The organism is Citrobacter sp. ANG330 (assembly GCF_047467925.1).
In the GTDB taxonomy this organism is placed as follows: Bacteria; Pseudomonadota; Gammaproteobacteria; order Enterobacterales; family Enterobacteriaceae; genus Citrobacter_A; species Citrobacter_A amalonaticus_G.
This window is the reverse complement of the sequence record NZ_JASJUI010000001.1, coordinates 307,799-322,557: the sequence shown is the minus strand read 5'-3', so window position 1 is coordinate 322,557 and position 14,759 is coordinate 307,799. Positions and strand designations below refer to the sequence as shown.

The following is a 14,759-nucleotide window of genomic DNA, read 5'->3' as shown; positions in this document are numbered from 1 at the left end:
CGATAAATTTCCGAAAGTGATTATTGTGTAGGCGAATCGTGCTACCCGCCCCCGTTGCTGCCTTGCAAGCGGCCTGGGAATTGCATATTGTCATGCTATTGGTTTCAAAATGAGCAGTTAAAATGCCCGGAAGGCGTCAAAAAGTTGTCGCAGGGATGTATGCAGTGGCGGAGGTGTAAGGTGTTAACGCGTGATTTCTTGATGAATGCCGATTGTAAGACGGCATTTGGCGCTATTGAAGAATCACTTTTATGGTCAGCAGAGCAACGTGCAGCGTCCCTTGCGGCGACGCTGGCCTGCCGACCGGATGAGGGACCGGTGTGGATCTTCGGTTATGGATCGTTGATGTGGAACCCGGCGTTAGAGTTTGAAGAGTCATGTACCGGTACGCTGGTGGGATGGCATCGGGCATTTTGCCTGCGCCTTACCGCAGGGCGTGGAACCGCGTGTCAGCCGGGTCGTATGCTTGCACTAAAAGAGGGCGGGCGCACCACCGGCGTCGCCTATCGTCTCCCGGATGCGACGCTTGAGCAGGAGTTAACACTGCTGTGGAAGCGCGAAATGATCACTGGCTGCTATCTGCCAACATGGTGTCAGCTGGCGCTGGACGATGGTCGAACGGTGAGTGCGTTGGTGTTTATTATGGACCCGCGCCATCCGTTGTATGAGTCGGACACGCGCGCGCAAATCATCGCCCCGTTGATTGCTGCTGCCAGTGGGCCACTTGGCACCAACGCGCAGTATCTGTTTTCACTCGAGCAGGAGTTGCAGAAACTGGGAATGCAGGATGAGTGTCTTAATGACCTGGTGACCAATGTACGCGGTTTGTTAGAGGGACCGTTGCCAGAAGGGGTTATGCGCCCGGGCTTCGCGTGAGGTTTCTGTTGGCCCGGCAGGCGCAAGCGCTACCGGGCAATTCACGTATCAGGCTGCGATATAACTGATGGAATGTTCAAGCGACTGGCTGTGGCTGTCGATCAGGACGTTCCAGACGCCGGTATACGGTACGGTCAACCATGCGTTATCACGGTTCTGCACGCTTAATATGTCGGTCTGCGTGTCTTTAACGTGATTTTTCTCGCTCATCAGATGGATGTGGCAACGCTCCGAACAGCGTACGACCACGGTGTCCCCACCAAATAACTTCAGACTTGCCTTTACTAATGCCATTTCTCACCCCGTATTGAAAACAACGTACTTCCTTTCGGAAGTGCTGCGTGATGTTGTTCACATTTTACCCATGAGGCATAACACCAAAGAGTTAGGCTTCGGATGCTGATTTTGATCAAAAAATGGCATAACGATTAAACAATAGTGACAAAATCCCGGCGAAAAGCGTGATCGGGCGCACTTACTTTGGGTAAAGATACGCCCCAATAAGATTAAATTCGGAAATAACCGGCTGTTTCAGCAAGCTCGCCTGAAAAGGGGGATTAGAAGGTGAGCACTTTATCGGCGGCCAGCGTCCATTGCGCCAGCTCCACCAGCGTGCCGACTTCCACGCCGTCAATCAGCGGCAGCGTCGTGATCCCGCGTCCGTCGGTGCAGGTTTTGCACAGCTTGACCGGCACATTCTGAGCGGTCAGGATCTCCAGCATCTGCTGGATATTGTAGCCTTCTGCGGGCTTCTGACCGCGTAATCCCGCCGTGACGGCATCCGACATCAGGAACAGACGAAGGTCAAGATCGCCCGCCTGTTCACGTAACGCGATCGCCAGTCGCAGGCTGTTGAATAACGATTCGCTACCGTATGCCGCACCGTTGGCAATGATCACAATCTTTTGCATGTTAACTCCTGTTAGCGGGGGAGGTTTGATTTGTCAGCACGTTATGTTACCGCGCAAGCGGGGTGTTACCAATGGAAGAGTGGCGAAAAAGGCATGCCTGGCAGGCATAAGGATATTCCTGAAAGCGTGAGAAAGCCTGCAAAATGACGCTGAGTCAGGTAAGCTTTAAGCGTGTTAGTTAATTGATCTCCCTAAAAGCCATCGTCGATTTGAGCCGTTTTGTATCGCATTTCCTCCCTTTCTGGATACTCTTGCTGCTGGCAGGCGGTACGGCCAGTGCACAATCTTCTTTTATGCAACAGGCCGAAAATCCCTTTGATAATAACCAGGACGGATTGCCCGATCTGGGTATGGCTCCCGAATCGCATGAAGGTGAAAAACATTTCGCCGAGATGATGAAAGCCTTTGGCGAGGCAAGCATGAACGACAACGGACTGGACACCGGCGAGCAGGCAAAACAGTTTGCTTTTGGTCAGGTTCGCGACGCCGTCAGCGAGCAGGTGAATGAGCACCTGGAGTCCTGGCTGTCGCCCTGGGGCAAGGCCAGCGTGAATGTTCAGGTCGATAGCGAAGGCAATTTCAACGGCAGTCGCGGAAGCTGGTTTGTCCCCTTGCAGGATAACTCGCGCTACCTCACCTGGAGTCAACTGGGTCTTACTCAGCAGGATGACGGGCTGGTGAGTAATGTGGGTATCGGCCAGCGCTGGGTGCGCGACGGCTGGCTGCTCGGCTATAACACCTTCTACGATAATCTGTTGGATGAAAACCTTCAGCGTGGCGGACTGGGCGCTGAAGCGTGGGGGGAATACCTGCGGCTGTCGGCCAATTATTACCAGCCGTTTGCCTCGTGGCGCGCCCATACGCCGACGCTGGAGCAACGCATGGCGCGCGGTTACGACGTCACGGCGCAAATGCGCATGCCCTTCTACGAATATCTCAATACTAGCATCAGTGTGGAACAATATTTTGGCGACAGCGTGGATCTGTTTGATTCCGGGACGGGCTATCACAATCCAGTGGCGGTGAAGCTGGGGCTGAATTACACCCCGGTTCCGCTGGTGACAGTAACCGCCCAGCACAAACAGGGGGAGAGCGGGCTCAGCCAGAACAACCTTGGACTGAACCTGAACTACCGCTTCGGCGTGCCGTTGAAAAAACAGCTGGCCGCCAGCGAAGTGGCAGAGAGTCAGTCGCTGCGCGGAAGCCGCTATGATCAACCCCAGCGCAATAACCTGCCGACGATGGAATACCGCCAGCGCAAAACGCTGAGCGTATTTCTGGCGACGCCACCGTGGGATCTGCACTCGGGCGAAACGGTGCCGTTAAAACTACAGGTACGCAGTCTGCATGGCATTCGCCATATTACCTGGCAGGGGGACACGCAGGCACTGAGTCTGACGGCAGGGGCTAACGCGGAAAGCGCCGAAGGCTGGACGGTGATTATGCCCGCCTGGGACAGCAGTGAAGGGGCGAGCAACCGCTGGCGACTGTCGGTCGTGGTCGAAGATGACAAAGGGCAGCGTGTCTCTTCCAATGAGATCACGCTCGTGCTGACTGAACCGTTTATGGCGATGCCAGAAGACGACCCACGCTGGAGGTTGCTGCCGGAGGAGTGATCAGAAGATGCGTTCCTGATGCACCCACACTGCCGCTTCAACGCGTGACTTCAGCTTCATTTTCTTCAGCATATGCTTCACGTGGACTTTCACCGTACTCTCGGTGATATCCAGGCGACGGGCAATCATCTTGTTCGGCAAACCCTGAGCGATAAGCTTGAGAATGTCGCGCTCGCGCGGGGTCAATTGCGTGACATCGCGATCGGAAGTGGCGCGGTTGGCGCGCAGGCTGGCAGCCAGCACGGGCGTTAACGCTTCGCTTAACACCATCTCTCCGGCGGCAGCCTGCTGTAATGACTTAAGCAGATCTTCCGGCTCCATATCCTTTAGCAGATAACCATCAGCGCCGCGCTTGAGCGCCGTCACCACATCTTCTTCATGATTCGATACGCTGAACACCACGATACGCCCGGAAAGAGCCTTTTCACGCAGTTTGTCGAGGGTTTCCAGCCCGTTCATCCCCGGCATGTTCAGGTCAAGCAGGATCAGATCCGGGTCAAGCGATTCGGCCAGTTCGATACCCTGTTCGCCGTTGCTGGCCTCACCGACTACGGTAATATCCGGCGCCATGCTGACAAGCTGTTTGACGCCGGTCCGCAGCATCGGATGATCGTCGATGAGCAGGATAGTTGCCGGTTCCTGATTATTCATGGGTATCTCCTTGAACTTCTGTGAAGTATGTTTCGGGAATAAAGGTGACAGCGACTTCAGTGCCTCCCGTCTCGCGGCGGCGTACCTGGCAGTCTCCACGCAGGCTCTGTGCCCGGTCGCGCATAATGATCATGCCATAGTGGTTACTGCGTTCGGCGTTCTCAGGAACGCCGCAGCCATTGTCTTGTACAGTCAATTTAACCTGCTTGCCTTTCAGCGCCACGGTAACCACGACCTCATCAGCGTGAGCGTGTTTTAGCGCATTGCTTAAGGCTTCACGGGCAATTTGCAGCAGGTGAATCGCCTGATGCGAAGGCACCAGGCGTGGTGGTAGCTGGTAATCCAGTTTCACCGTAAAACCAAAACGGGTGCTGTATTCCTGGCAACTGGCTTCCAGCGCCGGGCGCAGACCGGGTTCGGTCAGCCGTAAGCGGAACGTCGTCAACAGTTCGCGCAGTTGCGCCCATGAGGCGTTCAGTTCGTTACGGATCTGGCTCAGCAAATCACGACTGCTGTCTGGCAATGCGTCTCCCTGCATTTGCAGGCAACTGATCTGCATCTTCATACAGGACAGTGATTGTGCAATAGAATCATGCAGTTCGCGTGCGATGGTGGCACGCTCTTCCATGACAATCAACTGCTGCTGGCGTTCCTGATTGCGATCCAGCGCCAGCGTGGCGGTGAGCTGTTCCACGACGGTATCCACCAGTTGCTGCTGATCGTGACTCAGGTGACGTCCCTGCGGCAGAGTTGCCAGCAAAATGCCGTACTGGGTATGGGTGTCCGTTAAGCGCCATTTCAGCGTCATTCCGCCTTCCGTGGTCGGTAGCACTTCGCGCGGGCAGAGGTGACACCCTTTATCATCACAACTGAGATCGGACTGGCAGGTGAATTCCTGATGGTTCTCTTCATCTTCCTGGTCATAAACCCGCAGTTCGATGTCATGCATTTGGGTCAGATTTTGCAGACCGTTCAACACCGGGGAGAGACGTTCGCAAAGCGGAACCGGCGAATGCAGGCGACGATTCGCCTGCCAGAGAAAAGAGAGGATCTGGTTTTTCTGCTCCAGCCCGGCCGTTTTTTCTCTGACGCGCTGTTCAAGCACTGAATAGCTTTCCGCCAGTTCGTCGGACATGTTATTTAGCGCGTCGCCGAGCATCGCCATCTCATTACGCCCGCCGATCTGCGCGCGCTGAGTAAAGTCGCGCTGGCTGATGGCCCGCGCCATCGACAGCAGTTGTTTCCACGGCTGAAGCAGACGCGCACGCAACCAGATAATGGTAAACACCAGTAGCAGCGCCATAAAAATCGCCATCACCCGGTGCACCATCACCACACGTTCAATGCGCATTTCGGTGGTGTGATCAAACGCGGAGACGAGCCGATCGAGGCCAGCGACAAACTGGCTGACGTCGGCGGCGACAGATTCTCTGCTTTTGGCCTGTAGCAGGCCGGGGGAGAGTTCGCGGTGCCAGTAATCCTGAAGGGCGCGCAGTTGCTCCTGCTGACCGTCGCGTTCTGCGGCACGGGTCAGTTCCGGGCTGAACGCCGTTTGCTCCATTTCATTAAGCAGTTTCTGATCCTCAGCGCTTAGCGGCACGCTGGCGAGCAGGCGGTAGCTTTGCATCCGCAGTGAACCCGCTTTATTGATGGCGTGCGCGCTGCCCTGTACGCCCTGAACCAGCCAGCCAGAGACCGCCATACCGGCTACGCCAATGGCCGTCGAGAGCATCACAATGAGCGCCACCTGGTTAACCAGCGTGAGTGGAGAAAGACAACGTTTTAGCATAAAACCTTCTTCTTTCAGGTCCCCGGCGAGCAAATCGGGGAACCTTGATGAATGACGAGAGTGCCGGGCAGAATCAGACAGTGGCGTTATTCTCGACCATCCCCTGGAGTATACCCATACCTAAAACGAGTTACCTCTTAATTGCCGTGATCGCAGAGGATTCAGGGAAGGGGGAAAGTGCGGCGAGCAGTGCTGTGAAAAACCACGTATTTTTTGGCGAATTATTCTACTCACTTAGGGTGATCATGATTTTTTTGCGCTGATATTGCCTCCTTTTCCTTTGATTTATATCAACTTACCTCGCGCTGTAAACCCTAAGGTTGCAGGCATCGAATTGCGTATCAGAGGTGTCTATGAGTCACTCATCCGCCCCCGAAAGGGCATCTGGAGCTGTAATCACCGAATGGCGACCGGAAGATCCGGCGTTCTGGGCACAGCGGGGTCAACGTATCGCCAGCCGCAACCTGTGGATTTCCGTCCCCTGCTTGCTGCTGGCGTTTTGCGTCTGGATGTTGTTCAGTGCTGTTGCGGTGAATCTGCCGAAGGTCGGCTTCAACTTTACCACTGAGCAGTTGTTTATGCTGACGGCGTTACCGTCGGTCTCCGGCGCGTTATTACGTGTGCCTTACTCCTTTATGGTTCCGGTCTTTGGCGGTCGCCGCTGGACCGCATTCAGCACCGGGATCCTGATTATCCCGTGCGTCTGGTTAGGATTTGCCGTGCAGGATACCGCCACGCCGTTCAGCACCTTTATCGTGATTTCACTGCTGTGCGGCTTTGCCGGCGCAAACTTTGCCTCCAGTATGGCGAACATCAGTTTCTTCTTTCCAAAGCAGAAACAGGGCGGTGCGCTGGGGCTGAATGGTGGCCTGGGGAATATGGGCGTCAGCGTGATGCAACTGGTTGCGCCGCTGGTGGTCTCGCTGTCGATCTTCGCTGTCTTTGGCAGCCATGGCGTTGAGCAACCGGATGGTTCGCAACTGTATCTGGCGAATGCCGCCTGGATCTGGGTACCGTTCCTCGCCTTCTTCACGCTGGCGGCCTGGTTTGGTATGAACGAACTGGCGACCTCAAAAGCATCGCTGAAAGAGCAATTACCGGTTCTCAGGCGCGGTCATCTGTGGATCATGAGCCTGCTCTATCTGGCGACCTTCGGCTCGTTCATTGGGTTTTCCGCGGGTTTTGCGATGCTGTCAAAGACCCAGTTTCCGGAGATTCAGATCCTGCATTATGCATTTTTTGGCCCCCTGGTCGGCGCGCTGGCGCGTTCTGCAGGTGGGGCGATCTCTGATCGTTTAGGCGGGACGCGCGTCACGCTGGTGAACTTTGTGCTGATGGCGATTTTCAGCGGCCTGCTGTTCCTGACCTTACCGACCAATAGTGCCGGCGGCAATTTCATCGCCTTCTTCGTGGTCTTCCTTGCACTCTTTATGACGGCCGGGCTGGGCAGTGGTTCTACCTTCCAGATGATCTCCGTTATCTTCCGTAAGCTGACGATGGAGCGTGTAAAAGCTGAAGGCGGCTCTGAAGAGAAAGCGATGCGTGAAGCGGCGACCGACACGGCAGCGGCGCTGGGCTTTATTTCGGCGATAGGCGCCATCGGCGGCTTCTTTATCCCGAAAGCATTCGGCACTTCGCTTGCGTTAACTGGTTCGCCAGTTGACGCGATGAAAGTTTTCCTGATCTTCTATATTGCCTGCGTGGTTATCACCTGGGTGGTATATGGACGGCATTCTAAAAAGTAAAAAAGCATTGTTGATTATCCGTTGCGCGGCGTTAGACCGCGCTTTTTTTTGCATCTTATTAGTTACAACATACTCTTGTTTTTATTGTTGCGCCGTTCTGCCAGTCCGTTGCGAAAAGATGTCAACCAGGGGGAATACCCCTTAATACCCACTCGTTAAGAATTTATCATTTACGGAAAATGTGATTGAAGAAATAGTCTTTAAAAACAGTTGTATACAATTAAATTTCAAATCCCCCGAAAGGAGTATGTCAAAAATTTCCTCCCGTTTTCATCCCTGTATGCCTTGATCGTTATCAATTCCCACCTCCTTTCAGAGCGTTACCTTCGCCTCAATCAAGCAATGTCGATTTATCAGAGAGCCGTCAGGCTCCAACAGGAGAGAACCGATGAGTAAATTCCTGGATCGGTTTCGCTACTTCAAGCAGAAGGGCGAAACCTTTGCCGATGGGCACGGCCAGCTTCTCGAAACCAACCGGGACTGGGAGGACGGGTATCGCCAGCGCTGGCAGCACGATAAAGTTGTGCGCTCAACCCACGGGGTTAACTGCACCGGCTCATGTAGCTGGAAAATCTACGTTAAAAACGGTCTGGTGACCTGGGAAACCCAGCAAACCGATTATCCACGTACCCGTCCGGATATGCCAAATCACGAGCCGCGTGGCTGCCCGCGAGGGGCCAGCTATTCCTGGTATCTCTACAGCGCCAACCGACTGAAATATCCGCTGATGCGCAAACGTCTGATGAAGATGTGGCGTGAAGCGAAGAAACTGCACAGCGATCCCGTAGACGCCTGGGCCTCTATCATCGAAGACGCTGATAAGGCAAAAAGCTTCAAACAAGCGCGTGGTCGCGGCGGATTCGTCCGTTCCTCCTGGCAGGAAGTCAATGAACTGATTGCCGCATCTAACGTCTATACCGTGAAAACGTACGGTCCGGACCGCGTGGCTGGCTTCTCGCCAATCCCGGCGATGTCGATGGTTTCCTATGCTTCTGGCGCACGCTATCTCTCGCTGATCGGCGGGACCTGCCTGAGCTTCTACGACTGGTATTGCGACCTGCCACCGGCATCTCCACAGACCTGGGGTGAGCAGACCGACGTGCCGGAATCCGCTGACTGGTACAACTCCAGCTACATTATCGCCTGGGGATCCAACGTTCCGCAGACCCGTACACCGGACGCTCACTTCTTTACCGAAGTTCGATACAAAGGCACCAAAACCGTTGCCGTGACGCCGGACTACGCCGAAATCGCCAAGCTGTGCGATCTCTGGCTGGCGCCGAAGCAGGGCACCGATGCGGCGATGGCGCTGGCGATGGGCCATGTGATGCTGCGCGAGTTCCACCTCGATAATCCGAGCCAGTACTTTACCGACTACGTCCGCCGCTACACCGACATGCCAATGCTGGTCATGCTGGAAGCACGCGACGGTTATTATGCCGCGGGCCGTCTGCTGCGAGCTGCTGACCTTGTGGATTCACTGGGTCAGGAAAATAACCCGCAATGGAAAACCGTTGCCATTAACAGCAATGGTGACATGGTGGCGCCGAACGGCTCTATCGGTTTCCGCTGGGGCGAGAAAGGCAAATGGAACCTCGAGCAGCGCGACGGTACGACCGGCGAAGAGACTGAACTGCAGCTGAGTCTGTTAGGCAGTCAGGACGAGATTGCAGAAGTTGGCTTCCCGTACTTCGGTGGCGAAGGCACTGAACACTTCAATAAAGTAGAGCTTGAAAACGTACTGCTGCACAAACTGCCGGCTAAGCGTCTGCAACTGGCAGATGGCACGTCTGTGCTGGTCACCACCGTTTACGACCTGACGATGGCCAACTACGGTCTGGAACGCGGTCTGAACGATGCCAACTGCGCCACCAGTTATGATGACATCAAAGCGTATACCCCGGCGTGGGCAGAACAGATTACTGGCGTGCCGCGTGCACAAATCACCCGCATCGCGCGTGAGTTTGCCGACAACGCCGATAAGACGCACGGCCGTTCAATGATTATCGTCGGTGCCGGTCTGAACCACTGGTATCACCTTGATATGAACTATCGCGGCCTGATCAATATGCTGGTGTTCTGTGGCTGTATTGGCCAGAGCGGCGGCGGCTGGGCCCACTATGTCGGCCAGGAAAAACTGCGTCCGCAGACCGGCTGGCAGCCGCTGGCATTTGCCCTTGACTGGCAGCGTCCGGCGCGTCACATGAACAGCACCTCATATTTCTATAACCACTCCAGTCAGTGGCGTTATGAGACGGTGACCGCGCAGGAACTGCTGTCACCGCTGGCGGATAAATCCCGCTACAGCGGTCACCTGATTGACTTCAACGTGCGCGCTGAACGTATGGGCTGGCTACCGTCCGCGCCACAGTTAGGCACCAACCCGCTGACCATCGCAGAAGAGGCGAAAAAAGCGGGAATGACGCCAGTGGATTACACCGTTAAGTCACTGAAAGAGGGCTCGCTTCGCTTTGCGGCAGAGCAGCCGGAAAACGGGAAAAACCATCCGCGTAACCTGTTCATCTGGCGCTCCAACCTGCTGGGCTCATCCGGTAAGGGGCATGAATATATGCTCAAATACCTGCTGGGGACTGAACACGGGATCCAGGGGAAAGATCTGGGCCAGCAGGGCGGCGTGAAGCCAGAAGAAGTGGAATGGCATGACAACGGTCTCGACGGCAAGCTGGATCTGGTCGTGACGCTGGATTTCCGTCTGTCGAGTACCTGCCTGTACTCCGATATCGTGCTGCCAACGGCGACCTGGTATGAAAAAGATGACATGAATACCTCGGATATGCATCCGTTTATTCATCCGCTGTCCGCCGCCGTTGACCCGGCCTGGGAATCGAAAAGCGACTGGGAAATCTACAAGGCTATCGCGAAGAAATTTTCAGAAGTCTGCGTGGGGCACCTCGGGAAAGAGACGGACGTGGTCACGTTGCCGATTCAGCACGACTCCGCCGCCGAACTGGCGCAGCCGCTGGACGTGAAGGACTGGAAAAAAGGCGAATGTGACCTGATTCCGGGCGTCACCGCGCCGCACATTATGACCGTTGAACGCGATTATCCTGCGACGTATGAGCGGTTTACCTCAATCGGCCCGCTGATGGAGAAAATCGGTAACGGCGGTAAGGGGATCGCCTGGAATACCCAGAGCGAAATGGACCTGCTGCGTAAGCTTAACTACACCAAAGCGGACGGCCCGGCGAAAGGTCAGCCGATGCTCAACACGGCGATTGACGCGGCAGAGATGATCCTGACCCTGGCGCCGGAAACCAATGGCCACGTGGCGGTGAAAGCCTGGGCGGCGCTCAGCGAGTTTACCGGACGCGACCATACGCATCTGGCGACGAACAAAGAAGAGGAAAAAATCCGCTTCCGCGATATCCAGGCGCAGCCGCGCAAGATTATCTCCAGCCCGACGTGGTCTGGTCTGGAAGACGAACACGTCTCTTACAACGCCGGTTATACCAACGTACATGAGCTGATCCCGTGGCGCACGCTGACCGGCCGCCAGTCGCTGTATCAGGATCACCAGTGGATGCGTGATTTCGGTGAAAGCCTGCTGGTCTACCGTCCGCCAATCGACACCCGCTCCGTGAAAGCGGTAATGGGCGCGAAATCGAACGGTAACCCTGAGAAGGCGCTGAACTTCCTGACGCCGCACCAGAAATGGGGTATCCACTCCACCTACAGCGACAATCTGCTGATGCTGACCCTGTCGCGCGGCGGCCCGATTGTCTGGATGAGTGAAACCGATGCCAAAGATCTGGGCATTGAAGATAACGACTGGATCGAAGTGTTCAACAGCAACGGCGCGCTGACGGCGCGTGCAGTAGTGAGTCAGCGTGTACCGGCCGGAATGACCATGATGTACCACGCGCAGGAACGTATCGTGAACCTGCCGGGTTCCGAAATTACTGAGCAGCGCGGCGGGATCCACAACTCCGTGACCCGCATTACGCCAAAGCCAACCCACATGATAGGCGGCTATGCGCAACTGGCCTACGGCTTTAACTACTACGGTACCGTCGGTTCAAACCGTGATGAATTTGTGGTGGTTCGTAAGATGAAGAACATTAACTGGCTGGATGGCGAAGGCAATGACCAGGTACAGGAGAGCGTAAAATGAAAATTCGTTCACAAGTCGGTATGGTGCTGAATCTCGATAAGTGCATCGGCTGCCACACCTGTTCTGTAACCTGTAAAAATGTCTGGACCAGCCGCGAAGGGATGGAATACGCCTGGTTCAACAACGTGGAAAGCAAGCCCGGCGTTGGTTTCCCGAACGACTGGGAAAACCAGGAGAAATGGAAGGGCGGCTGGATCCGTAAAATCAACGGCAAGCTGCAGCCGCGTATGGGGAACCGTGCGATGCTGCTCGGTAAAATTTTCGCCAACCCGCATCTGCCGGGGATCGACGACTATTACGAGCCGTTTGACTACGACTACCAGAACCTGCACAACGCGCCGGAAAGCAAACACCAGCCGATTGCCCGTCCACGCTCGCTGATTACCGGCAAGCGGATGGACAAAATCACCAGCGGTCCGAACTGGGAAGAAATTCTGGGTGGCGAATTTGAAAAACGCGCCAAAGACCAGAACTTCGAAAACATGCAGAAGGCGATGTACGGCCAGTTCGAAAACACCTTCATGATGTATCTGCCGCGCCTGTGCGAGCACTGTCTCAACCCGGCGTGCGTGGCGACCTGCCCGAGCGGCGCCATCTACAAGCGTGAAGAAGACGGCATCGTACTGATCGACCAGGATAAGTGCCGTGGCTGGCGGATGTGCATCACCGGCTGCCCGTACAAAAAAATCTACTTCAACTGGAAGAGCGGCAAGTCCGAGAAGTGCATTTTCTGCTATCCGCGTATCGAAGCCGGTCAACCGACCGTGTGTTCTGAAACCTGCGTGGGGCGTATTCGTTATCTCGGCGTGCTGCTGTATGACGCGGATGCGATTGAGAGCGCGGCGAGCACCGAACACGAGAAAGATCTTTACCAGCGTCAACTGGATGTGTTCCTCGATCCGAACGACCCGGCAGTCATTGAACAGGCGCTGAAAGACGGCATTCCGCTGAGCGTGATAGATGCGGCTCAGCAGTCGCCGGTTTACAAAATGGCGATGGACTGGAAGCTGGCGCTGCCGCTGCATCCGGAGTATCGCACGCTGCCGATGGTGTGGTATGTGCCGCCGCTGTCACCGATTCAGTCGGCGGCGGATGCGGGTGAGTTGGGCAGCAACGGCATTCTGCCGGACGTTGACAGCCTGCGTATTCCGGTTCAGTACCTTGCTAACTTACTGACCGCAGGCGATACCCAACCTGTGCTGCTGGCGCTGAAACGGATGCTGGCGATGCGTCACTATAAACGTGCGGAAACCGTTGACGGTAAAGTGGATACCCGCGCGCTGGAAGAAGTTGGCTTAAGCGAAGCGCAGGCACAGGAGATGTATCGCTACCTGGCAATTGCTAACTACGAAGATCGCTTTGTGGTACCGAGCAGCCATCGCGAACTGGCGCGTGACGCCTTCCCGGAGAAAAGCGGCTGTGGCTTTACCTTCGGCGACGGGTGCCACGGTTCAGACACCAAATTTAACCTGTTCAACAGTCGCCGCATTGACGCCATCGATGTGACCAGCAAAACGGAGCCGCACCAATGATTGAACTCGTCATTGTTTCGCGTCTGCTCGAGTACCCGGATGCTGCCCTATGGCAGCATCAACAGGAACTGTACGAGGCACTCGCGTCATCTGAAAATCTTGATAAAGAGGATGCGCATACGCTCAGCGTTTTCCTGCGGGATTTAACCGCGCAGGAGATGCTGGACGTGCAGGCCAACTACAGCGAACTGTTTGACCGCGGGCGGGCGACCTCACTGCTGCTGTTTGAGCACGTCCACGGTGAGTCCCGCGATCGCGGCCAGGCGATGGTTGACCTGATGGCGCAGTACGAGCAGCACGGTTTACAACTCGACAGTCGTGAATTGCCGGACCATCTGCCGCTGTACCTGGAATACCTGGCGCAGTTGCCGAAGCGCGAGGCGCTGGGCGGGTTGCAGGACATCGCGCCGATTCTGGCGCTACTGAGTGCGCGTCTGCAACAGCGTGAAAGCCGCTATGCGGTGCTATTCGATCTGCTGCTGAAGCTGGCAAATGCGGCGATCGACAGTGACAAAGTTGCCGAAAAAATTGCCGATGAAGTTCGCGACGATACGCCGCAAGCGCTTGATGCGGTCTGGGAAGAAGAGCAGGTGAAATTCTTTGCCGATCAGGGCTGCGGTGAATCTGAAATCGTTGCTCACCAACGTCGTTTTGCCGGAGCCGTTGCGCCGCAATATCTGAATATCACCACCGGAGGACAGCAATAATGCACTTCCTGAATATGTTCTTCTTTGACATCTATCCGTACATCGCCGGGTCCGTGTTTCTAATCGGGAGCTGGCTGCGTTATGACTATGGTCAGTACACCTGGCGTGCCGCGTCCAGCCAGATGCTGGATCGCAAGGGGATGAACATGGCCTCAAACCTGTTCCACTTTGGGATTCTGGGGATCTTCGCCGGTCACTTTCTCGGTATGCTGACGCCCCACTGGATGTATGAAGCGTGGCTGCCTGTTGAAGTGAAACAGAAGATGGCAATGATTGGCGGCGGCGCGGCGGGCCTGATGTGTCTCGTGGGCGGCGTGCTGTTGCTCAAGCGTCGTCTGTTTAGCCCACGCGTGCGGGCGACCACCACCGGGGCTGACATCCTGATTCTCTCGCTGCTGGTGATCCAGTGTGCGCTGGGGCTGTCGACCATTCCGTTCTCCGCCCGGCATATGGACGGCAGCGAAATGATGAAGCTGGTAGGATGGGCGCAGTCTGTGGTGACATTCCACGGGGGGGCATCAGCGCATCTGGAGGGGGTGGCGTTTATCTTCCGTCTGCACCTGGTGCTGGGGATGACGTTATTCCTGCTGTTCCCGTTCTCCCGCCTAGTGCACATCTGGAGCGCACCGGTCGAGTACCTGACGCGCAAATACCAGATTGTACGCGCCCGTCACTGATTGCGTCTGACGTTATCCTTGTCAAACCCTGCGTCGCAGGGTTTTTTTGTTGATGCCGGATGGCGGCGTTGACTTATCCGGCCTGGCGTGAGTTCCGTCTCTGTAGGCCTGATAAGCGAAGCG

General features: G+C 55.7%; 11 protein-coding genes. 7 read left to right on the top strand and 4 right to left on the bottom strand.

The annotated features are described in order from the left end of the window. The first annotated feature begins 180 nt into the window (after positions 1 to 180). Positions 181 to 876, top strand: a complete 696-nt coding sequence (locus QNN88_RS01555; RefSeq protein WP_414238669.1) for a gamma-glutamylcyclotransferase — start codon at positions 181 to 183, stop codon at positions 874 to 876. A gap of 48 nt (positions 877 to 924) precedes the next feature. Here QNN88_RS01555 and QNN88_RS01550 read toward each other — a convergent pair whose 3' ends face one another. Next, positions 925 to 1,170: a DUF1883 domain-containing protein gene (locus tag QNN88_RS01550; protein ID WP_042318612.1), complete on the bottom strand. Its 246-nt coding sequence runs from the start codon at positions 1,168 to 1,170 to the stop codon at positions 925 to 927. Between the two features lie 263 nt (positions 1,171 to 1,433). Next, positions 1,434 to 1,787 (bottom strand): DsrE/DsrF/TusD sulfur relay family protein, encoded by a 354-nt coding sequence (locus QNN88_RS01545; RefSeq protein WP_414238668.1) that lies wholly within the window; start codon positions 1,785 to 1,787, stop codon positions 1,434 to 1,436. A 209-nt stretch (positions 1,788 to 1,996) separates the two neighbouring features. On the opposite strand from QNN88_RS01545, the gene QNN88_RS01540 reads away from it, so the two are divergent. Then, entirely contained in the window at positions 1,997 to 3,403 is a 1,407-nt protein-coding gene (locus QNN88_RS01540) for a YchO/YchP family invasin (protein ID WP_414239332.1), read from the top strand. Here the strand turns inward: QNN88_RS01540 and narL are convergent, their stop codons facing one another. Together narL and narX are read right to left on the bottom strand one after the other, a co-directional pair. Further along, entirely contained in the window at positions 3,404 to 4,054 is a 651-nt protein-coding gene (gene narL / locus QNN88_RS01535) for a two-component system response regulator NarL (protein ID WP_042318615.1), read from the bottom strand. It abuts the gene before it with no gap. Beyond that, positions 4,047 to 5,843 (bottom strand): nitrate/nitrite two-component system sensor histidine kinase NarX, encoded by a 1,797-nt coding sequence (gene narX / locus QNN88_RS01530; RefSeq protein WP_414238667.1) that lies wholly within the window; start codon positions 5,841 to 5,843, stop codon positions 4,047 to 4,049. The genes narL and narX overlap by 8 nt, the downstream gene beginning before the upstream one ends. 353 nt (positions 5,844 to 6,196) lie before the next feature. Here narX and QNN88_RS01525 point away from each other — a divergent pair, with 353 nt between their 5' ends. The 5 genes from QNN88_RS01525 (at position 6,197) to narI (ending at position 14,636) form a co-directional block, all read left to right on the top strand. Continuing rightward, on the top strand, positions 6,197 to 7,588 hold the full coding sequence (locus QNN88_RS01525; protein WP_414238666.1) for a NarK family nitrate/nitrite MFS transporter: 1,392 nt from the start codon (positions 6,197 to 6,199) through the stop codon (positions 7,586 to 7,588). A gap of 388 nt (positions 7,589 to 7,976) precedes the next feature. Further along, a complete protein-coding gene (locus QNN88_RS01520; protein ID WP_414238665.1) occupies positions 7,977 to 11,720 on the top strand; it encodes a nitrate reductase subunit alpha in 3,744 nt (1,247 codons plus the stop codon). Beyond that, positions 11,717 to 13,252, top strand: coding sequence for a nitrate reductase subunit beta (narH, locus tag QNN88_RS01515; RefSeq protein WP_044327858.1), 1,536 nt, complete (start codon positions 11,717 to 11,719; stop codon positions 13,250 to 13,252). The genes QNN88_RS01520 and narH overlap by 4 nt, the downstream gene beginning before the upstream one ends. Further along, positions 13,249 to 13,959 (top strand): nitrate reductase molybdenum cofactor assembly chaperone, encoded by a 711-nt coding sequence (gene narJ, locus QNN88_RS01510; protein ID WP_414238664.1) that lies wholly within the window; start codon positions 13,249 to 13,251, stop codon positions 13,957 to 13,959. Before narH ends, narJ begins: the two co-directional genes overlap by 4 nt. Continuing rightward, positions 13,959 to 14,636, top strand: coding sequence for a respiratory nitrate reductase subunit gamma (gene narI, locus QNN88_RS01505; protein ID WP_414238663.1), 678 nt, complete (start codon positions 13,959 to 13,961; stop codon positions 14,634 to 14,636). Before narJ ends, narI begins: the two co-directional genes overlap by 1 nt. Positions 14,637 to 14,759 lie beyond the last annotated feature (123 nt).